This is a genomic window from Hallella mizrahii, assembly GCF_009695775.1.
GTDB classification, from domain to species: Bacteria; Bacteroidota; Bacteroidia; order Bacteroidales; family Bacteroidaceae; genus Prevotella; species Prevotella mizrahii.
In genome coordinates this window covers 20448-42632 of sequence record NZ_VUNG01000018.1, presented here as the reverse complement: position 1 = coordinate 42632, position 22185 = coordinate 20448, and the positions used below count along the sequence as shown (strand labels likewise).

Here is a 22185-nt window from a genome sequence, read left to right as displayed (position 1 = left end):
AGACCAAAATCCTACACCCACCCGATCGCCCTAAAAAGACAAGAGGACCGCATAAAAACTGTATGGACAAAATATTCAAAAAATCTATGTATGTAATGAAGAAGAGGTCGGTCTAAACATTTACAAAGAAAAATGAATAGAAAGCAATCTCTTTGGGCAGAGATTTACCATAGCAGTTAAGTATACTAAAAGCAAAAAGTCTATACGCAAAGATAAGTGTTAGTATTATATAAAAACCATACAAAACGTTAATAAACTTATATTTTTGGCAGATATTTGCTATTCGTTTCGTAATTTTGTAATAGAAGACAGGTTATGGCCATAGAGCATGTTCTCTGCGATGACTAAACCTGGTAATCTATAGAGAATTTCAAAGACCATCTGATTCAACATACGTTAATGCGCAACATTTTATTATCTTTTTTTCTTCTATTTGGCCTATCCGCCACCTCTATGGCCCAGACAATTGACTGGGGAAATTCTGGTAAACAAAAGAGAATGAAAAGCGATACGATAGCCAAGAAGATCTTAGGGCCAGCCAAATATATCGCCACCTATGCCTACACCTATGTCCGTGATGCCGCAGATCCCAATTCCAAGCGTCATGGAGAAACCATTTTGGAGATAGGCGACCGATATAACCGCTTTGGAGACAGATACCGATTGTCCTTTGACTCCATCTATGACGAAGGTGCACAAAGACAGATCACAGTAATGGAAACAACTTCCCAATTGTTGCCTCTTCTCAGAAAAGAGAAGTTCATGGAAAACATTATTTGGGACAAGAAGACGAACAAAGAGATCATACAACGCACGGCAGGACTCACCCAATTGTATCAATATGATGAGAATTGCCCGAAACTGAACTGGCAGCTATTGGAAGGTGACACCATCATCAACGGCTACAAGTGCAATAAGGCCAAGACTTCTCTTTTCGGCCGAGACTATGTGGCATGGTATGCTCCGGAGATCACCATGCCTTACGGCCCTTATAAGTTCAACGGCCTGCCTGGACTTGTACTTCGTGTCACAGACACACAAAACCAATTTGATTTTCTGCTCAATGGCTTCCAAAAAGTCAATGGACCTCGCCCCATCTATTTGTGGTCTGAGAAAGAAATTATCAAGACTAATAGAAAAACGGTAAGACAGATCTACAAGAACTATTGTGCCGACCCTGCGGGAGCATTGACCAGCACAGACGTGATAGTACCTGAAGAAACGAAAGCCACTGTCTTTGCCAAACCCTATAATCCCATGGAATTGGAATAGATGCTCAGAAGCTATCTCACTTTACTCATCTTACTCAGTGTGGATGCCTGTTGGGGTCAAGGATCCCAAAAAGCATCCACATTGACGTTTCTTGTCCGCGATTCCCTGAGCCATCATGCTTTAGGAGGTGCTGCGTGCCGCGTTTTCAGCAATGGAAAGATGGCAGGCTATGCTTTGGCCAATAACGACGGAGCACTGTCGGTCAAGGCCGGCAAGGACGACGTGCTGGAGTTTTACGCCTTGGGATATAAGAAGCAAGAACTCCACGCATCAGCGTTTGCCGACGGCCGGTGCCATTCTGTATTGCTTGCTCAGACAGGAGTGGCTCTAAGGGAGATCACCATCAAGGCACCCGCCATCAGAGCCTTAGGAGACACGCTGGTCTATGACGTCCGTGCCTTTGCCAAGGCGGGCGACACTTATCTCGAAGACGTTCTGAAAAAGCTGCCCGGCATCAACGTGTCAGACAACGGAATCGTGTCATACCAAGGCAAAGCCATCAACAAGTTTTATATTGAAGGCAAAGACCTCTTAGCCAACAGCTATAATCAGGCTACCCGCAACATGCCCGTGGAAGCGGTGAAAAGCGTAGAGGTCATGGAAAACCACCAGCCCGTCAAGGTGCTGCAAGGAAAACAAATCAGTGACAAAGCCGCACTGAACATCAAGTTGGACAAAAGCCACCGCGCACGTCCCTTCGGTGAAGCGGCTGGAGGATTGGGAAGTGGACAAGGAACAGTATGGGACAATAGTCTCTTTCTCACTCAGATTCTCGGTGGCAGTCAGCTGATGGTGACCGGAAAGATGAACAACAGCGGGAAGGACCTCTCTGAGGAGACGCAAGAACATATCGACGTCACCGATCTGGACGCTTACGAGCCTACGCCCACGTCACTGTTACGCGGCACGTCCTTTCAGGAAAGCCTTCCCGTCAACCGATACGCCACCAATAAGTCATATACCGGCGGCCTCAACTATCTTGTCAACCTCTCCACCGATGCCACGCTGCGCTTCAACATGCTGGCTTATAAAGACCGATCAGGGTATAACAGCCTGTATGACTATACCTATGGAGGCATGACTACGACACAGCTCCACGAAGACAACCGTCTGAACAGACGTACATTGACGTTGTTGCCCATCATCAGATATGAGCTAAACACCAAAAAGGTGTTTCTCTCCAACGAGTTGCGCTACTCCTACAACAACTATGACGTTGACAACCACCTGACCAGCAACGAGAAGGATATTCGTGAGCACGTACACGCGCGACCAACCTATTTACAAAACTATCTCACCGCAGCGTTTACCCTGGGACAGAATGCCATACAATTCAAATCACTCACCAGATACTACGTCCGTCACGAGATGCTGTGTTGCCTCGCTGACTCGATAAAAGACTACTATGCAGAGGAACCGTTGTCTCTGCGTTCGTGGACATCGAAGAACGTCTTTTCCACCTCGTTCCCTCTTTGGGGACGCTATGTCGACGTCAAGGCTCTCGTCAACCATGCCTATCACCAATACAGGGCAGAAGATACGGTGCAACGCCGTCGGGACAACTATCAGCTGCAACCCAGCTACACCATTTCCTGGGGTAAAGAGTGCTATGCGACCTTCGAAATGACCATGGGGTGGCTCTACGCCTCGGTAACCGCACAAAGCGAGAAGACAAGGGAGATGCCGTTTCTCTGTCCGGCCCTACATTTCAAATATGTGCTGTCACCACACTGGAAAATAAAATTGTCGATGGATCTGAGCAAGAGCGACACTCCCGGCAGCTTCTATGCCCTCGATCCGGTGAGGACTTCCTACCGCTCATGGTACGAGACAAGCAATCAGCTCTTCTTTAGCAAAAGCAGCTCGCTCTTCGGCGGCTTCTACTACCAAGACCTGGCTACCATGCTCTTCTTCAACGTCTCGGCATCGTATATCGATGAGCGGCGAGAGTGCTACGAAAATTTCGAATATACCGAAACGAAGACTTACGTCTCTGAGGTGGCCGAGAATAACCACCGACGCACATTCCTGAGCAACGCTGAAGTGAGCAAAAGCCTCTCTGATGCCGGCTTGACGCTCAAGACTCAGTTGTCATATAGTCTCTCAACCTATCCGCTGTCCCAGTCAGGAGTGGTCACCGGCAACCGTTCCCACATAGTCAGTATGGGCATCAACGCCACATGGCAAAAGCTGTCGTGGCTGCGGCTGAACCTGGCGGCTACAGACTTTCTCTATTGGGAACGCAACAACTACAACCACTCCGACGTGCTCTCGTCACTCAAAAGCGAGTCGTCGATATTTTTCTTTCCATCAAAGCACTGGAACATTAAGTTGAAATGCCAAAGCATGATCAATGAGGTGGAGCCGTCGAAATACAAGAATTGCCATCTGTTTGATGCAGAAGCAAGCTACAAAATCAGTAAAAGATTCGAGGCTAAATGCTATGTGGAGAATGTACTCAACGAACGAAACTATATCATCAGACAAAACGCCGGGGTGAACACCATCTACTCCCGACTGCCACTCAGGGGACGTGTCGCTTTGATCAAATTGCTGATACATTTATAGAACAGGAAGTTGGGAAACCGGAGAAATACATACTACAACCCTAAAAATTGAATCTTCAGATTGTGATTTATCGATAATTTCTTGTATCTTTGCACTTGTAATATTACAACATCTTTCATATAAAACTTTAGAGAGACTATGATTCTTTTCTTTAAGACTCCGAAGGAGACTGTCATTGCCACTGAGATGGACCACCAGCCCAGTGAGCAGGAGAAGCAGGAACTGTGCTGGCTCTACGGCGACGCCGAGATGCTCAGCGACGAGAAGCTGGACGGCTTCTTCGTCGGACCACGCCGCGAAATGATTACACCATGGAGCACAAATGCCGTTGAGATCACGCAAAACATGAGTCTCACCGGCATTTCGCGTATTGAGGAGTACTTCCCCGTCAAAAGCGAGGACGCCGAGCACGATCCCATGCTCCAGCGTATGTACAAAGGTCTGGACCAGACTATCTTCACCGTCAACCACGAGCCTGAGCCCATCAAGCACGTCGACGACATCGAGAAGTACAACGAGGAGGAGGGCCTCGCGCTGAGTCCTGAGGAAATAGAATATCTCCATAAGATAGAAAAGCAAAACGGACGCCCACTGACCGACTCCGAGATCTTCGGCTTCGCACAGATCAACTCTGAGCACTGCCGTCACAAGATCTTCGGCGGCTCGTTTGTCATCGACGGCGAGGAGCGTCCCTCAAGCCTTTTCGCACTCATCAAGAAGACCACTAAAGAAAATCCGGGCAAGATCCTCTCGGCCTATAAGGACAACGTGGCCTTCGCACAGGGACCCGAGATCGAGCAGTTCGCACCGGAAGACCAGAGCACGAGCGACTGGTTCCGCGTGAAGCCTATCGAAAGCGTCATCTCGCTGAAAGCCGAGACTCACAACTTCCCCACCACGGTGGAGCCGTTCAACGGTGCCGCTACGGGTACGGGCGGTGAGATCCGCGACCGTATGGGCGGTGGCGTAGGCTCATGGCCTATCGCCGGTACAGCGGTCTACATGACCAGCTACCCACGTCTGAAGACCGACAACGACACGGCAGGACGCGACTGGGAGGACAAGATCGCACCACGTCCATGGCTCTATCAGACTCCGGAGCAGATCCTCATCAAGGCTTCCAACGGTGCCTCGGACTTCGGCAACAAGTTCGGTCAGCCACTGATCACCGGTTCGCTGCTGACCTTTGAGTATCAGAGCACCACGGGCGACACCGCCACGACTGCTGACGGCAAGCCTGTCGAGGGCGAGCAGGCTGGTGAGGTCTATGGCTACGACAAGGTGATCATGCTCGCCGGCGGCGTGGGCTACGGCAAGAAACGTGACTGCCTGAAAAAGGAGCCACAAACCGGCAATGACATCGTCGTCGTCGGCGGTGACAACTATCGCATCGGACTCGGTGGCGGTAGCGTTTCGTCGGTAGATACCGGACGCTACAGCAACGGCATTGAGCTCAACGCTGTGCAGCGCGCCAACCCTGAGATGCAGAAGCGTGCCTATAACCTCGTGCGTGCCCTCGTCGAGGAAGACGTCAACCCAGTGGTTTCCATTCATGACCATGGCTCCGCCGGACACCTCAACTGCCTCTCTGAGCTTGTCGAGGACTGCGGTGGCGAGATCGACATGACCAAGCTGCCTATCGGCGACAAGACACTCTCTGCCAAGGAGATCATCGCCAACGAGAGCCAAGAGCGCATGGGACTGCTCATCGACGAAAAGCACCTTGAGCACGTAGAGAAGATCGCTGAGCGCGAGCGTGCCCCGCTGTATGTCGTCGGTAAGACTACGGGCGACGCCCACTTCAGCTTTGTACAGGGCGACGGCGTGAAGCCTTTCGACCTCGACGTGGCTCAGATGTTCGGCCACTCGCCCAAGACCGTGATGGTCGACGAAACCGTCGAGCACCACTACGAGGACGTGACCTACTCGGCCGACCACATTGATGAATACCTCAACCGCGTGTTGCAGCTCGAAGCTGTGGCCTGCAAGGACTGGCTGACCAACAAAGTAGACCGCTCGGTGACGGGTAAGGTAGCCCGCCAGCAGACACAGGGCCAGATACAGCTGCCATTGTCAGACTGTGGCGTGGTGGCACTCGACTACCGTGGCAAGCAAGGCATCGCCACCGCACTGGGGCATGCTCCTCAGGCCGGTATGGCCGACGCTGCCGCAGGCAGTGTGCTCAGCGTGGCAGAGAGCTTGACCAATATCATCTGGGCACCAATCGCCACTGATCACGACCATCCTTATCCTGTACAGAACATCAACCTCAGCGCCAACTGGATGTGGCCGTGCCGCAGCCAGAAAGGTGAGGACGCCCGTCTCTATGCCGGTGTGCAGGCTCTGAGCGACTTCTGCTGTGAGCTCGGACTCAACGTGCCGACGGGCAAGGACTCTCTCTCGCTGAGCCAGCAATATCCCGACGGACGCAAGATCATCGCTCCGGGAACTGTCATCGTCACCAGTGGTGCAGAGGTCAGCGACGTGAAGAAGGTCGTCAGCCCCGTGGTTGTCAACGACAAGAACTCCTCCTTATATTATATAGACTTCAGCTTCGACGAGCAGCGCCTCGGCGGCTCAGCCTTCGCGCAGAGCCTCGGCCGCATCGGCAGCGACGTGCCTACGGTGAAGAACAGCGAGTACTTTGCCGACTGCTTCAATGCCGTGCAGGAGCTCATCGGCAAGGGATGGATCATGGCAGGTCACGACGTGAGTGCTGGTGGTCTCATCACCACGCTGCTGGAGATGACCTTCGCCAACACAGAAGGCGGTTTGCATGTCAACCTCCACGATGTGGAGCCTGAGAGCGACGACATCGTGAAGATGCTCTTCGCCGAGAACCCCGGTGTGGTCATCCAGGTTTCTGACCAGCACAAGAAGGAGCTGCGCGAGTATCTCGAAGACAACGGCATCGGCTACGCCAAGATCGCTTATCCTACGCCACACGAGCGCAAGATCGTCGTGGTCAAGGGCAACTACAGCCACGAATTCGACATCGACGCGCTGCGCGACGTTTGGTATCGTACCTCTTATCTCCTCGACCGCGACCAGAGCATGAATGGCATGGCACGCAAGCGCTATCTCAACTATAAGAAGCAACCGCTGGAGATGAAGTTCGGCAAGGACTTCAAGGGTTCCTTCGAGTCGCTCGGCCTCAACCCCGACCGTTGGAAAGACAACGCTCAGCAGGCTGCACGTCCTAAGGCTGCCATCATCCGTGAGAAAGGCACCAACGGTGAGCGCGAGATGGCCTACACGCTGTGGCTGGCAGGCTTCGACGTGAAGGACGTGATGATGACCGACCTCATCAGTGGCCGCGAGACGCTCGAAGAGGTAAACATGATCGTGTTCTGCGGTGGATTCTCCAACAGCGACGTGCTCGGCTCGGCTAAGGGATGGGCTGGTGCCTTCCTCTACAACCCGAAAGCTAAGGAAGCTCTTGACAAGTTCTATGCCCGCAAGGACACGCTGAGCCTCGGTATCTGCAATGGCTGCCAGCTGATGGTGGAACTCAACCTCATCAACCCGGAGCATAAGCACCGCGCGCACCTGACGCACAACGTCAGCCAGAAGTTCGAAAGCCAGTTCCTCGGACTGAGCATTCCACAGAACAACAGCGTGATGCTCGGCAGTCTGAGCGGCGACAAGCTCGGCATCTGGGTGGCTCACGGCGAGGGTCGTTTCTATCTGCCCGAACCTGAGGACCACTACAACGTCGTGGCAAAGTACAACTACGCTGAGTATCCCGGCAACCCCAACGGCTCGGACTACAACGTGGCTGGCATCTGCTCGGCCGACGGCCGCCATCTGGCCATGATGCCGCACCCCGAGCGCGCCATCTTCCCTTGGCAGAACGCATGGTATCCGGCTAAGCACCGCAACGACGATGTCACGCCGTGGATAGAAGCTTTCGTCAATGCACGTAAGTGGATTGAGAACTGCAAGAAGTAAGCAAGAACAGATCGTCCCCCTCACACGCTCCGAAAGAAACGTGTGACGGGGACTTTTATAGCTTTAAACGTGCCATCGTCGATGGCATTAAGAATATAAACGAATACCATATATATATTATATCCGGAAATATTCTCTATTCCGCCAAGCGGAGCGTTTACACAAAAGTAAGTATCCATTATCAGATGAGTTCATATTCTCTGCTCTTTACCACTTTCTTCAAGATCGGAGCCTTCACCTTGGGGGGCGGCTACGCCATGCTGCCCATCATTGAGGCTGATGTCGTGGACAAATATCATTGGATCAAGAAGGAGGAGTTTATCGACTACGTCGCCGTGGCACAGAGCTGTCCCGGTGTGTTCGCCATCAACCTGGCCACCTTTGTCGGCTATAAGCTCAAGGGCAAGAAGGGCGCGCTGTGCACCACGTTGGGTTCTGCCCTACCCTCCTTTCTCATCATCCTTGCCATCGCCATGTTTCTGCATCACATCATGGAATGGCACTGGGTAGAGGCGATGTTCCGTGGCATACGTCCCGCCGTGGTGGCGCTCATTGCCGCACCGACATTCACACTGGCCAAGAGTGCCCATATCACCCTGTCCAACTGCTGGATTCCCATTGCCTCGGCATTGCTCATCTGGGGACTCCACGTCAACCCTATCTGGATTATCATCGCCACAGGACTGGGCGGTTATGTCTACGGTAAGTATCTCATCAACGAATAATCTATGATCTTTCTGCAACTCTTCTATACGTTCTTCCTCATCGGCCTCTTCGGCTTCGGCGGCGGCTACGGCATGCTCTCGCTCATTCAGAACGAGACCGTGCACGTCCATGGATGGCTGTCGACGGCAGAGTTCACCAACATCGTCGCCATCTCACAGATGACGCCGGGACCCGTAGGCATCAACTCCGCCACCTACTGCGGCTATACCGCGGTAAACAATGCGGGCTACGGCATGATGATGTCGACGCTGGGATCAGCCACTGCTACCTTTGCGCTGGTGCTGCCCTCGTTCATCATGATGATCGTCATCGCACGGATGTTTATGAAGTATATGAATACGCCGACGGTTCAGCATATCTTCTTAGGATTGCGCCCGGGGGTCGTCGGCCTGCTTGCTGCCGCTACGTTGATGCTTCTCGACAAGGAGAACTTCTCGTCCTGGGCAGAGAATCCCTGGCAGTTTTCCATCAGCGTAGCGCTCTTCGTCGCTACGTTTGTGGGTACCTACTGGCTACACATCAACCCTATCCGCATGATTGGCTACGCCGCCTTCGCCGGACTGGTACTGCTGTACTAAAATGTACAACCAGGGGGTAACGCCGTAGGGGCGGGCTTTATGCCCGTCCTAACCCCCGAATGGCATCTTCCTCATATCAAAAGATTACTTTCAAGAGAGTTAGGACGGGCATAAAGCCCGCCCCTACATCAAAACCGCAATCCACCCTTTCGGGTATTGCCATTCCCTCCCCTTGGGGAGGGTTAGGGAAGGGCTTTAGGGAAGGGCTTTTACTTTCTCACTACTTTCTTTCCATTCTGTATCACCACACCTTTATAGTTGCTGCCCACACGCTGCCCGGCAAGGTTAAACATTGGAGCGTCAACGGTATTCGTTGTAGTAGTTATCTTGCTGATACCGGTGGAAGCATCTTCCACATTTCCGTAGTAACCGGCTGCGGTATAGTAGTTGCCGTTCTTGAATTCGAGGTTGCCGGTCTGCGAACCGTCCTTACCCTCGTTGAAGATTATCATCGTAACACTCTTGGTACCGTTGTACTTCCACAGATAGACCGTGTTTCCCGTTGCCGGGTTGGTGCCGACATTCGTCACATCCGCTGTTGAGCCGGGCCATGAGGTGTAGACATTCACCGTAGTGCCATTCTCACTCCAAGGCCATGCGTATATGGTTGTCTTCCAGTTCGACGGCTTCTCGAAGTAGCAGTAGTACTTCGCGCCGGTAATCTTCGTAGCACAGGCAGGAAGAGTAACCTTTGTCTCCTCTTCATTGTCGACAGCACTTATGGAGCTAATGTCTATGCCGTTGGAGACATACATCTTATAATTAGTGCCCTCCACAGCAAGCTGATATCCGCTGGTGCTCACCGTTGTCGTGCCGAGGCAGAGGAGCACGCTGCCCTTGTCGCCCCTGACCGTAACGGAATAGCCAGCGTTCTCTCCCTTGGAAGATGTAACGCTGCTGGTGTTGGATATTCCGGCAAGTTTCCTGGCGAGTATCATCTTCTTGATTGGTTTGCGATAAGCTTTCCAGTGGTTCATGAAGACGCAAGGGGTTCCCGGCATAGTCAGAATATAGGCGTTGGCGGCCTCGATATTGTTTCTCAGCATGTTGCTGCTGTTACGGTATGTATCATGGTTATCCGTAAACGTTACGGCATACTGTGCGTATCCGCTGCCGATAAGACTCTGCGCTGTATAATTAGCAAGAGTACTCCAAGAACTGTTGTTAAAGGCATTATTGATGAGCCATTTAAGCTGGAAGTCGAAGGCAGCGCTTGTCTTGCCGGTGTTGTTTATCCAGTTTTGCAGGCCGGAAAGGCCATCGCTACGCCAGTATTCTCCTACGCTGAAGGAAGGCTTCGCTGACTCGTTGTACATTTTTGTGTATGTCGGTGAGTAGCCGCCGGTCATATCATAACGGAAGCCTGTGTATCCCATCTCGTTGAGGAGAAAGTCAAGATATGTCTTGATATTGTTCTGAACCTCGGTATTAGTGTGGTCGAGGTCGCGGGCACCGTCAAAGTCATCACCAGTGTCAGCAGCACCAGATACGTTATAGCCTGCATTTTTGGTCTTGCCGCCGTCATCACCGGTACATATGTCTGCCAAAGGGTTGGTCCAGCTAAGGGTATAGGTCTTACCGGTCGTCTTACTTGTGTATGTCTCGTTAGGGAAGTCGACCCATGTTGACTTACCGTTCTTGTGATTGATGACGACATCAGCGATAGTACCTATACCTTTTTCCTTGAAGGTGCTTATCATCTTCTTGAGCTCCGCCTCAGTACCGAAGGCACTGTGCTGGTCAAGCCAATAGATATCAGCATAGCCCATCTGTTTCATTCCGTTGCACCAGCCGCTCTGAGGCACCCACACGAGTTTAAAGTATTTAGACAGCTCGTCAGCTTGTGTGGTGAGGTTGGTCCATTGTGTGTCATTGTAGCTGTCCCAGTAGAAGCTCTGCAGCATAACGCCGCTATAGTCGCTGGGCCATCCCTGTGCCCATGTGCTCATTGGCAGGGCGAGGAGGATGCCGAGGATAAGATGTTGTATTCGTTTCATATTATTGATATTATATTTGTTTTCAGATTTCTCTCTTTGTGTTGACGCAAAGTGGATATAACTTTTTTGCTGCCTTTTGGCTTTCTGCCGTCTTTTGGCTTTTCTTTTGCGAAATTACGAAAAGTTCTTGTTGCGCTATTGCATGATTTTTATCAATTATGTTTTATTTTGCGTAAACGTTTGCGCATCGCTGTTCCAGCCAACCCAGCCCGACGCTGCAAAGCAGCACCCTACGGAATCCCAGCCCACCGCTGCCCGCTCACTCTTTCCGTCCTACCTTTCCCCCCTCTCTCCTCCTTCTCTTCGTTTCCAGCCTCTCTCCCTTTGGCTTTTGATTTCTGCCTCTCTTGCCCTGCCCTTCGTTCCCGGCCTCTCTCCTTCTGCCATGTCTTTTGTGGGTGTGGTGGGCTGGGGGCCGTAGGCCGCTGCTATGCAGCAGCGCCTGTTTTTTTGAAAAAAGAGGCCGCAAAGCCTTGCCCCGTGTCTCTTTTTTCCTTATCTTTGCCGCATCTCAAAAAACTTGCAGCATGGATGAAGAAGCACGTAAAAAGAAGCGACTGTATGCTGGGGAAAAGAAACCCTCCATGAAACGGCGTCTTGACGGCCATGACTACAGCTCCCGATGCATCTATCTTGTCACAATGGTTACGGAAGGGCGGCTCCCGCTCTTTGGCAAGGTAGTGGGCGATGTGCACAAACCCTACGGCGATCCCGATGCGCCCCACACGGTGCCTACGCCACTTGGCGCGGCTATCTTCGACAACTGGTCAGGCATGCTAGCACGTTTCCCTGAAATGACAGGCATCGCCTTCCAACTCATGCCCGACCATTTCCATGCCATCCTCTTCATCACCGGCAAGATGGCGAACCCGTTGGGAAAGGTCCTCAACGGCTTCAAGACCGGCTGCCGACAAGCCTTCCATGCCCTTTGTCCCGTTCTGTACGACGCTGCTGCGCAGCGTCAGCACAAAGATGCTCATCGTAAAGCCTCCGACCACGGCATTCTCTTCGAGCTCAACTACAATGACAAAGTCCTCCTCCGCGGGGGACAGCTCGACATCTGGAAGCACTATCTCGCCGACAATCCCCGCCGTCTCCTCGTCAAGCGCGAGCACCCGGAGTTCTTCCGGGTCCAGCGGTCGTTAGTGTGGAAGGGGATGACATTTTCCGGTTTGGGGAACCTCTTCTTGCTTCGTCGTCCGATGCTTGTCCAAATACAGTGCTCGCGCAGCCTCTCCGAGAAGCAGATAGCAGCAAAAACAGCGGAGACGTTGGCTCTCTGCCGTCAGGGTGCCGTTCTGGTATCGCCCTCGGTGTCACCGGGCGAGAAGGCTGTCATGCGCGCAGCCTTCGATGCAGGTTTCCCGGAGATCATCCTCAAGGACAACGGCTTTGCCCCTTTGGCAAAGCCGTCGGGCAAGAGCTTTGATGCCTGCGCTCTCGGTCAGCTTCTCTTCCTCGGTCCTACCTATCACAGCAACGAGCGCAAGACCATCACGCGCTCGGAGTGCCTCGGACTCAACGAGATAGCACGGCGGCTATGCGAGTGATGGAGGCATCGTCCTGTAAGACGCTGCTGCGCAGCGTCCCCTGCTACCCACGAACGGGGGCCGAAATAGAAAGAAAACGAAAAAGGGCAGCCCCGTAACGGAGCTGCCCTCTTCACGATATAATGATAAAGCGGTAAAAATTACTTCCTTGTCAGCACGGCGTAAGCCTTGCCATTACACCAAGCGAAGAGCTGGACATCGTAGGTACCGGCCTCAACTTTGAGGTTGTCGCCGCCCTGTGTCAAAGCAGCTAAGCCCTTGCCACCCCAGTTGATTGTCCAATCATTGTTGGCACGGAACTTCAGGTCGCCTTTCTTCAGTGTCACACCCTTGGCTTCCCAGCAACGCTCAGTAGCGTTATAGGTCATCGGCGTGTCTTCGCTCCAGCCACCGGCAGTAGCGTCACCGATCATACCAATGGTATTGATCCGTGTATAGGCAACCGTGTTCTTGGAGAGGTCGACATCCACCTTGTAGTAACCATCGCCCTTAGGCAGAGAAGTAATGTTGTCACCAGAATCAGAAAGGGTACCATCGGCAGCACCAGCACCATAGTTCTTACCTTGCCAGTCAGCCTGTGAGCAGAACTTGAAGCCGTTTGTGTCGAGATACATGAAACCTGTGTACTTACCATCATAGGTGCTTGTGCTCAAGAAGTCGATCTGGTGCCAGCCATTGGCATTACCAGCCATATAGAGGTACTCGCTGAAGTTCAGGCCTTCCACCTTGTACTTACGGGTCATCAAGTTGAAGGTGATCTTGTAGTACTTAGCGTCAGCGTCGTTGATGTTGAAAGCCTGAGCATCCTTACCCTGCACGAAAGAGCCCTCAGCAGCAGACTCACCATTCGTAGCAGCACCGATGAATTTATCATATGACCAGAAGTCAGGAGCAGAATAAGCAGATGCAGGAGCAATCTTGAACCAGTTGTCCTGGCGTTTACCATCCTTGTCATAGACGACCGGCACCACTACAGAGAACTCAGGATCGTCATAGACATCGAGACCGCTGTTAGTCAGCTTGTAGGTCTGGTCTGTTGTGCTCCATCCGTTAGCTGCACCGATATAGTAATAAGCCTGCTCGATCTCAGGAGCCTGCGGCTTCACCTTGACAGTGAAGTTGTCGGAATTGAGATAAGTAGCAGTCGTACCATTGCTGAAAGACACACGAGCTACAGAGGCGAGGTCGCGCTCAGTAGGACGCTTGCCGTAGGTAGCCTCCACATAGCTCTTCAGCTCGCTGAAAGCCACCTTGCCGTCCTTGCTCATGTTGAGCGTGGTCTCCTCGACCTTGCTTGTAGCGGGATTGGTGTAGGAGAAGATGATCGAGTAAGAAGACTTGTAAGTGTCGGAAGAAGTGGTAGGAGCAGCGCTGATGGTGCAAACCTGCACAGAGTCAGTACCCTCGGGGAGGTTGGCAAAGTCTATCAGTCCCACCTCATTGACTGTGCCATTGCCAAAGGAGATGGCATCTTTCTCGGTATTGGTGGCCTGCTGTGTCCAGTCGTTGAAACTGTCATCGCAGGAAGCCATGGCCAACATAGCAAGGCCAGCCAGTAAATATGATTTGATTTTCATAATGATTGTTTCTTTTAAAGGCATGGGGACGAGCCCCATGCCGTGATGTAATCACTTATTTCTGTTCCACGAAAGAGTAAGCACCCATGATATCGTTGAAGTAGACCTTGTACGTGCCCTTGGCGACAGGGATCTTGCTGCCACCTACGTTAGCAATGGCGCAGGGGAACACAGCGGAGCCCCATGTGGTGCCGTCACCGGCAGTGAAGGTCAGTTCTGTATCAGCAGCGAACGTTACCGTAGCATACCAGTCGTGGTTCTTGCCACCTGCCACTGTGGTCACAGGAGCCATGTCGTTGTCACCCACCTTCATAGCGGTGTAGTCCTTGACATCGCCCTTGTATGGACTGACGTTGAGCGTGTGCTCTGTGGTGTTGAGGTCAAGCGTATAGAAGCCAGCTTCCTCAACAGTGATGTTGCCGGGATCGTCACCGCCGTCACGATAAGCGAAGCCAGAACCACCTGCAGAGTTAATCGTACCACCGCACATACCATAGTTCCAGTTTGACAAACCGGCAGGGGCGATGATCTTGAATGTACCCTGTGCAAAGTAGCCTGTGTACTCGACTACACCAGCACCTGTAAACTTGTCGTACTCGGCACCCTTCTTGACGTACATCGGGATCATGCTTGTTCCGACCTTTGCGATGTCGTTGCCCCAACCGCCGTCAGCAATCATGCCACCGGTGAGATACCAGAAGTCTGGCAAACTCTCCTTAATGAAGTAAGGATAGACCTTGATCTGCTGGGCTGTAGAGTACACATAGTGTGCACTGTCATTGAGATTCTTCGGGCAGGCCACCAAGCGCACATTGAGCGTCACGGGCTTGCCATACTCTACCTTGGAAGCATCATCCCATCCCTTGACCTGCATCACACAGTAGTCCACCTCCTTGGCAGGAGCGTTGTATGTGGTGGAATTGGAGGTGGTAGAGAGAGAATAGATCTCGTCCTTCTTGGAGAAGTCCTTGTTGTCCTCGCCGGTCACCTGCATCCAGTAGGTTGTCTCTGTGGGGAAGCCACCGAAGTCCGGTGCTGCCTCAGCCTGAACTTCCACGGAGGTAGTGTTGGCCAAGTCGATGACATTATCTGCCATATCCGGCTTGAGAAGATTGAATGAGCTTGGGACGGTCAGCACGGGGTTATCGTCCCGGTCAGCGTCGCAACTGGTGAGTGCAACAGCACCCACGGCCAGCAGCGACATCGTCCATAAACCTATCTTTTTCATATCGTATGATTCTAAGTATTATAAGATTAAGAATTAATAACCCGGGTTCTGCTTCAAGCCCGTTGTGTTGGCGTTGATATCGCTGTTCGGGATCGGGAAGATGTTGAAGTGCTTGTCAAACGGTGTACCGTTCTTTGTGCCACCCATCCATTCCCATGTATAGTCGCTCTGTCCGCCGAACTTGCCGAATCGGATGAGATCCATACGGCGACGTCCTTCATAGGCGAACTCACGGCTCCACTCGTCGCAGAGATTGTCGAGCGTGCAGCTGGAGAGTGTGGCAGCATGGGCACGCTCACGCAGGGCATTGACCTTTGCCAGACCATCAGCAGTGCACTTGTTTCCGTTCAGGCGAGCGTCAGCCTCAGCATAAGTCAGGTAAGCCTCAGCCACACGCATCATCGGGAAGTCGACATCGACAAACTGAGAGTTCTTCGGGTTGGTTCCGTCGCTATGACGGTTAATGAACTTCACATAAGCAAATCCGCTCTTGAAGTCGGTCTCTTTAGAAATGCTCTCAGTGTGACCTTTTGTATAGAAGAGCGCGCGGTCGTCCTTAGCCTCAGCACTGACATCAGCCGGTGTTCCGGCAGCAGGCTCACTGCTGGGGAAGAACTTCTGCACGAACTGCTTGCGGGCGTGATTACCACCCCAGTTCTCAGACGTACCGGTAGGATAGTCTTTCAGAACATCAGCGTCGGTGGTCGAAGCGATCAGGAAGAGGCAGCCACCCCAAGTCTGTGTCTTATCACCGTCGTGGATAGCAGGCAGGATGATCTCGTTCTGAGCGCCATTGGTGTCATTGTCACCCATAAACAGTTTCTGGAAGCCAGTATAGCTGCCCGAAGCCTCTGTGCTAAGCTTATAAGGAGAGTCGATGACCTTGCCAGCGTAGATCTTAGCAGAGTCGTTCTTTTCTGTACCTGTGTAAACTCCGCTGTTGAGATAGTTGCGTGCGAGCAGCAGCCAGGCAGCAGCCTTGTTGGCACGTCCGTAGCCGTTCTCGTTGCCATTGTATACCTTGGCATCGGAGAGCACCTCTGTAGAACCGCCCTTTTCACCAGACACTTCGAGCAGCTCATCCTGCACAAAGCGGAAGATCTTAGTGCGGCTGGCCTGGGGCGCAGACTCAGTAGAGGTCTTCGTAGTGAAGGGCACGTTGCCGTAGAGATCCATCAGATAGGAATAGTAGAGTGCACGCATGAAGCGAGCCTCAGCACGCTTGGTGGAAATACCAGCATCGGTAGATCCGACTGTCTGGTCGAGATAATAGTTAGCCAACGTGATACCGAAATAAAGACGATAGTACAGTGCCTTCATCATCGGGTGGTTGTCGCTCCAGGAGTTGTGGTTGAACTCCGGGATACCGGCATCGCCCCAGATGCACTCTGCCTCATCGGTTGTCAGCTCGTTGGCGTTCCACAACTGACGGATCATGCTGGAGGTACCCTCATCGATGTCGTCGAGGTCACCGTTTCCGGCAGGACCTGTCTGACCGGTGAGCACCATGTTGGCATACACCTTATTTAATACGGCATCGTAGTCCGGTGTCGCTACCTGCTGTGGATTGATGTTGTCCACGTCGAGGTCGCCTACACAAGAGGTCATCCCCAAGGAAGCCACAGCGAGAGCGACGGCAGGAATGATATTTTTATATCTAAAGATTTTCATGACTATTTTTCTATTAGGAATTTAGAAATTCAAGTTCAAACCAAAGATCACGGTGAAAGGACGCGGATAGAGCGAGTTGTCGATACCGTTGGTGATCTCAGGATCCATGCCACTGTAGTTGGTGATGGTGAACACGTTCTGTGCAGTAAGGTACAGACGGCCGCTGATGCCCTGATACTTGTTGGCCTTGAACAGGCTGTCGAAGGAGTAACCCAGCGTGATATTGTCCATCTTCAGGAAGGAAGCGTTCTCCACGAAGTAGTCAGAATAGAACTGCTCAGTAGAAGGACTGTTGAATCCTAACTCCACTGCCTTGACAGGACGGTTGCCGGCATAACCCAGCGTGTAGACAGCACCACTACCCACATTGCAGGAGCCTGCGAAGTTGTCGTTGTACACATAGTTGCCCAGGCTGGCACGCATAGAGAAGCTGAGATCCCAGTTCTTATAGATGAACTTACTGCCCAAGCCCATGGTCACGTCAGGAGCGGGTTTATAGTAGAAGTAGCGGTCGCCGCTGTCGAGATAGCCATTGCCATTGCGGTCAACGAATGTATTCTGGATAGGCTTGCCGTCCTTGTCGTATACCTGCTGGTAGACGTAGAAAGCATTGGAAGGATGACCTACAGCATGTGCCTGAATGGTACCACCCGTACCGGCACTGATGCCACCGGTCTCAACATAGTAGTTGTCGCCGGAGCCGCTGACGAGCTCATCGATCTTGTTCTTGTTGTAGGTGAGGTTATAATTTACCTCCCAACGGAACGCAGGTGTCTGGATAGGACGCACGGTGGTAGCGAACTCGAAACCGGTATTGTGCAGCGAGCCGATGTTGCTGGTCACCTTGTTGCGGAAGTTCGAACCGGCGGAGACGTAGACTGAGTTGATCAGGTCGGTGGTCTTACGGTAGTACCAGTCAAGGTTCATCGTGATGCGGTCACGCAGGAACGAGAGGTCGAGGCCAGCGTTCCAAGTGGCTGTCTTCTCCCAAGTCAAGTTGGGATTATAAGCATCCGGGCGATAGGTGACGCCCTCACCCTTGGCATTCTTGATGACGCTGTAGTAAGCGTGGTCAATGTTCGGCGTATAGGTAGGAATATAGGTATAGTCACCGATACCCTCCTGCTGACCGGTCTTACCCCATCCCAAGCGCAGCTTAGCATCATAGAGCCAGTTGACATTCTTCAGGAAGCTCTCGTCCTTCATCTTCCAGGCCAAAGCCACAGAGGGGAAGAGACCCCAGCGATTGCCCTTGGCAAAACGGGAAGAGCCATCATCACGCAGTGTGAAGGTGAGCAAGTAGCGATCCATCAGGCTGTAGTTCAAACGGCCATAGAACGACACAAGGAAGTTCTCAGTCTTGTACTGAGTGATAGAAGTCGGTGCATTGTACGGCTTGTTCTGTTTGTCAGCCTCAGACCACGTGCTCGGATACATTCCGTAACCATTCCAGTCAGTCTTCTTGTGGAAGTGCTGATATTCGTAACCGGCCATCACGTCGATGTGGTGCACCTCGGCAAAGTCCTTGAGATACTGAGCGTAAGCCGAGAACGAGAGGTTGTAAGTATCCATCTTGTTCCAGCCGTTGTAGCCATAATAAGAGTTGGAGTAGGAAAAGCGGCTGATGTCGGTATTCTGTTTACCGGTAGAGACATCTGCGCCGGCATTGACATGCAGGTGCAAGTCCTCAAATCCATGGATCTTATAGTCGGCCTCGATGTTGCCCACGAGAGTCTTGGAAGTAGCGCGGTCGTCCTTCATGTTCAGCAGGGCCACCGGGTTGGAGGTGGCGTTGCGGTTGTAGGACACGCCCCATGTCGGATCGAGATAAGACGACGAAGCGTTGTACCACTGCGTGTAGCCACCGAAATACTTGTCATACACGGCATTGCTGAACGATACGGGCTTTGTCGGATCCATATAGCGGGCAGCACCGATGACGCCACCGTCGTTGTAGTGAGTCTTGGCAATCATGCCCTTGCCATTGATATTCAGTTTCAAGTGGTCGCCGAGGAGACTCGGACTGAGGTTGAAGCTGCCGGTGTAACGCTCAAACTTAGAAGTCTTCACGATACCTTGGTTGTTGGTGTATCCGAGGCTGACACGGTAAGGCATGTTCTTCAGACCGCCACTCACCGTGATGTTGTGGTCTGTAGAGACAGCGGTACGGTAGATCTGCTTTTGCCAGTCGGTATTGGCAAACTGCTGGTCGCCAGTAGTGCCGAAGCTGCTCTTATAGCCGTTGAGGTGACCATCCTTGTCATAAGTAGGTGTAATGGTCTCGTCGCTCAGGCTACTATAACCCAGTGAACGGTAAGCGTCACTGTCCTCGCCATAGAGATTCTTGATAAACTCACGATACTGGTTGCCGTCCATGACGTCAATCAGTTTCTTGTGTGTAGAGACAGAGACATTGCCGTTGTAGCTCACCTTCGGAGCCTGTCCGGAGCGGCCTTTCTTGGTGGTGATGATGATCACACCGTTTGAAGCACGTGAACCGTAGATGGCCGTGGCGGAAGCATCCTTGAGCACGGTGAAGCTCTCGATATCGTTAGGGTTGACCATCGAGAGAGGGTTGGTCAAGCCTTGCACACCATAGTTGTCCATGGCCAGACCGTCGATGACGATCAACGGGTCGTTGCTGGCGTTCAGTGACGAACCGCCACGGATACGGATCTGTGCGCCGGCACCCGGCTGACCGTTGGTGCTGATGACGTTCACACCGGCGATCTTACCGGAAAGCATGTCCTGAGCATTGGTCTGCAAGCCGTGGTTCATATCGTCAGGCTTGATAGCTGTAACGGATCCGGTCACATCCGTCTTCTTGGCCACACCGTAGCCGATGACCACGACCTGATCCAGCGTCTTCTCGTCGGCCTTGAGTGTGACAACCATGTTGTCACCTGCGGCAACGGTCTGAGGAGCCATGCCCAAGTAAGTGAATGTGAGCTTGGTACCCGGAGCTACGTTGATGCTGTAGTTACCGTCCATGTCGGTGATGCCCACCGTCTTGCCATTGGCAGTGATGGTAGCACCCATGACGGGTTCGCCGGTAGCATCCTTGACCTGACCCTTGACAGCACCAGACTGAGCAAAGGCCGTAGCGGAAAGGAACAGACCGCCTGCAAGAGCGAGCGTCCTTAGCGGCAATTTGATTTTTACCTGCTTCATTTGCTTTAAATTTAAGTTAATGTTATTGCATTGTTTTTAGTTATCTGCCTTATCTCGATGTATCTCTTTGGGCCATCCCGTGGCCTTGTGGCTGCTATTTAGGTTCCTCCTCAATATATAGGTTGTATGAGCAGTCTTAGGCTACATCTTCGTGTGCAAAAGTACTTTCTTTAACTTATATTTGTTTAGTTTTTCCAGCAAAAACACTCTTTTCCTCGTGCAAACGTTTGCAATAGTGTAAAAAGATCACTGTCTGTCATGACTGTTGCATAAGCTGTTGCATGAGCAACTATGCGACCGCCACACTACATCTTACAATTGAATCTTCTGTGTCGCAAGGCATTACCGTTCCCCTATATCAAAACCCTTTCTACGAGAGAAGTCTTCGTTGACTTGACTGAAGAGTGGAGATCCTAAGGAGCTGTCACAACAAAAGACCTATTCGACAAAGAGACCAATATATATATAATATGACAGACATTGATGTTGCCTATGATTGAATACGAACATGCTTTGTTCTTGGAACAGAACCTATGTGCGCATAGTACCAAACCTATGTTAGCATGGGGCAGAACCTATATGCGTATGGGAAAGCGGCAATTGGACAAGAGCGAGAACTTCGATTTCCTCCAGCCTGTCTATTCGCTTAATCTTGTCAATGAGACCTTTGAGCCCAACCTGCCCAGCTACTACCATCAGTATGCTGTGGCAAACATCGACCACCCTGACAAGATTATTGAGGGTTTACATCTCATCTTCGTGGAGCTGACGAAGTTCAAGCCTCAGAGCTTCTCCGAGAAGAAGATGCAGGTGCTATGGCTGCGTTTCCTCACGGAAATGGGTGGCGCCAGCAAGGTGCCGCAAGAGTTTCTTGACAACCCAGAAGTAAAGAAGGCCGTTGACATCCTTGAAGAATCTTCTTATACGCCTGCCCAGCTGGAAGGCTACGATAAGTTCTGGGATATCGTGCGTACGGAGCGTACCTATTATAAGAGTGCCCACCGCCACGGATATGCTGAGGGCAAGGAAGAGGGGTATAAAAAAGGATGGGATAAAGGACGAGAAGAAGGACGAGAGGAAGGACGAGAAGAAGGACGAGAAGAAGGACGAGAGGAAGGAGCCTTAGAAGAAAAGAAAAAAAATGCCAAGACTATGAAAGCCTTGGGAATATCTACGGATGTCATAGCCAAAGTCACAGGACTCTCTATCACGGATATAGAGACAATCTGAGACGATTTGCAGAGAGCTGTGTCAGCTGTCGGTTTCTTATCTTGGCTTGATTCTGTCATATTTGGATCTTTGCGAAAATCTTAACGGGAGTTATTTGACCCGTAGAGTTAGGGCGGGACAAGCCCTATCCATATGGTATCACTGCACATGATTTTGACATAGGAATGTCAGAATATGACTTGCTGTGTATTGTGTGTCTTTCCGCTAATATCTCTTATTAAAAAAGGAGAGAGGCATCTCGTCGTCGGGTGCCCCTCTTTGATTGTCTTCACCATTCGGGGAAACGAGAGAGGCAACAATAAAGATGGCAACACCAAAATGGTACCATGACGAGAGAACTAACGCCTTCTCTTTCTCCGTCTTTATCTGTCTTGAAGAAAGGCTTCGCAAGTACGGAATCTGGATGAGATAAGGCTAATAAAGAAAAGAAACAAGGAATAAGGCAAAAGAGGGGGAAGGGGAAAAAGACAAATAGAAAGAGAAGGAAAGGGAAAAAAGAGGATAAACGTACAAGACAAAGGATGTGCCACCGCTGAGAAGCTCTCTTTTGTAATTGTGCAATCGATTGCGTAAATAATCCACAAATTATCCAAAGCCTTATAGGAGGACTCTTGCTTTTTTTGCTACTTTTGCACTGTAGCACATATAGCATGTGTAAAAAGCAAA

Annotated in this window: 12 protein-coding genes; 7 read left to right on the top strand and 5 right to left on the bottom strand. The window is 51.6% G+C overall.

From position 1 onward, the window contains the following. The first annotated feature begins 399 nt into the window (after window positions 1-399). The 5 genes from FYJ73_RS08055 to FYJ73_RS08035 all read left to right on the top strand — a co-directional run bounded on the left by FYJ73_RS08055 (window position 400) and on the right by FYJ73_RS08035 (window position 9095). The gene (locus tag FYJ73_RS08055) at window positions 400-1272 is read left to right on the top strand and encodes a GLPGLI family protein (RefSeq protein WP_154534206.1); all 873 of its coding nucleotides are present in this window, start codon (window positions 400-402) and stop codon (window positions 1270-1272) included. 81 nt (window positions 1273-1353) lie between these two features. Further along, window positions 1354-3840 carry a TonB-dependent receptor gene (locus FYJ73_RS08050; RefSeq protein ID WP_154534205.1) on the top strand — a complete coding sequence of 829 codons (2487 nt, stop codon included), beginning with the start codon at window positions 1354-1356 and terminating at the stop codon, window positions 3838-3840. A gap of 138 nt (window positions 3841-3978) precedes the next feature. Continuing rightward, the gene (gene purL / locus FYJ73_RS08045) at window positions 3979-7791 is read left to right on the top strand and encodes a phosphoribosylformylglycinamidine synthase (protein ID WP_154534204.1); all 3813 of its coding nucleotides are present in this window, start codon (window positions 3979-3981) and stop codon (window positions 7789-7791) included. A 185-nt stretch (window positions 7792-7976) separates the two neighbouring features. Continuing rightward, window positions 7977-8516: a chromate transporter gene (locus FYJ73_RS08040; RefSeq protein WP_154534203.1), complete on the top strand. Its 540-nt coding sequence runs from the start codon at window positions 7977-7979 to the stop codon at window positions 8514-8516. Between the two features lie 3 nt (window positions 8517-8519). Continuing rightward, window positions 8520-9095 (top strand): chromate transporter, encoded by a 576-nt coding sequence (locus FYJ73_RS08035; protein ID WP_154534202.1) that lies wholly within the window; start codon window positions 8520-8522, stop codon window positions 9093-9095. 209 nt (window positions 9096-9304) lie between these two features. Here FYJ73_RS08035 and FYJ73_RS08030 read toward each other — a convergent pair whose 3' ends face one another. Beyond that, entirely contained in the window at window positions 9305-11092 is a 1788-nt protein-coding gene (locus FYJ73_RS08030; RefSeq protein ID WP_154534201.1) for an alpha-amylase family glycosyl hydrolase, read from the bottom strand. 527 nt (window positions 11093-11619) lie between these two features. Between FYJ73_RS08030 and FYJ73_RS08025 the strand changes: the two genes are divergently transcribed. Beyond that, entirely contained in the window at window positions 11620-12642 is a 1023-nt protein-coding gene (locus FYJ73_RS08025) for a transposase (RefSeq protein WP_154534200.1), read from the top strand. 140 nt (window positions 12643-12782) lie between these two features. Here the strand turns inward: FYJ73_RS08025 and FYJ73_RS08020 are convergent, their stop codons facing one another. Genes FYJ73_RS08020 through FYJ73_RS08005 form a run of 4 tightly spaced genes read right to left on the bottom strand, consistent with a single transcriptional unit; the run spans window position 12783 to window position 20289 of the window. Continuing rightward, entirely contained in the window at window positions 12783-14219 is a 1437-nt protein-coding gene (locus tag FYJ73_RS08020) for an Outer membrane protein SusF domain-containing protein (protein ID WP_154534199.1), read from the bottom strand. 55 nt (window positions 14220-14274) lie between these two features. Beyond that, complete coding sequence (locus tag FYJ73_RS08015; RefSeq protein WP_154534198.1) at window positions 14275-15447, bottom strand: cadherin repeat domain-containing protein; 1173 nt, start codon at window positions 15445-15447, stop codon at window positions 14275-14277. A 33-nt stretch (window positions 15448-15480) separates the two neighbouring features. Beyond that, window positions 15481-17118, bottom strand: coding sequence for a RagB/SusD family nutrient uptake outer membrane protein (locus tag FYJ73_RS08010; protein WP_154534197.1), 1638 nt, complete (start codon window positions 17116-17118; stop codon window positions 15481-15483). Between the two features lie 21 nt (window positions 17119-17139). Next, window positions 17140-20289 carry a SusC/RagA family TonB-linked outer membrane protein gene (locus FYJ73_RS08005; RefSeq protein ID WP_154534196.1) on the bottom strand — a complete coding sequence of 1050 codons (3150 nt, stop codon included), beginning with the start codon at window positions 20287-20289 and terminating at the stop codon, window positions 17140-17142. Between the two features lie 585 nt (window positions 20290-20874). Between FYJ73_RS08005 and FYJ73_RS08000 the strand changes: the two genes are divergently transcribed. Next, window positions 20875-21519 carry an Rpn family recombination-promoting nuclease/putative transposase gene (locus tag FYJ73_RS08000; protein ID WP_235899286.1) on the top strand — a complete coding sequence of 215 codons (645 nt, stop codon included), beginning with the start codon at window positions 20875-20877 and terminating at the stop codon, window positions 21517-21519. The last annotated feature ends 666 nt before the right edge of the window (window positions 21520-22185 follow it).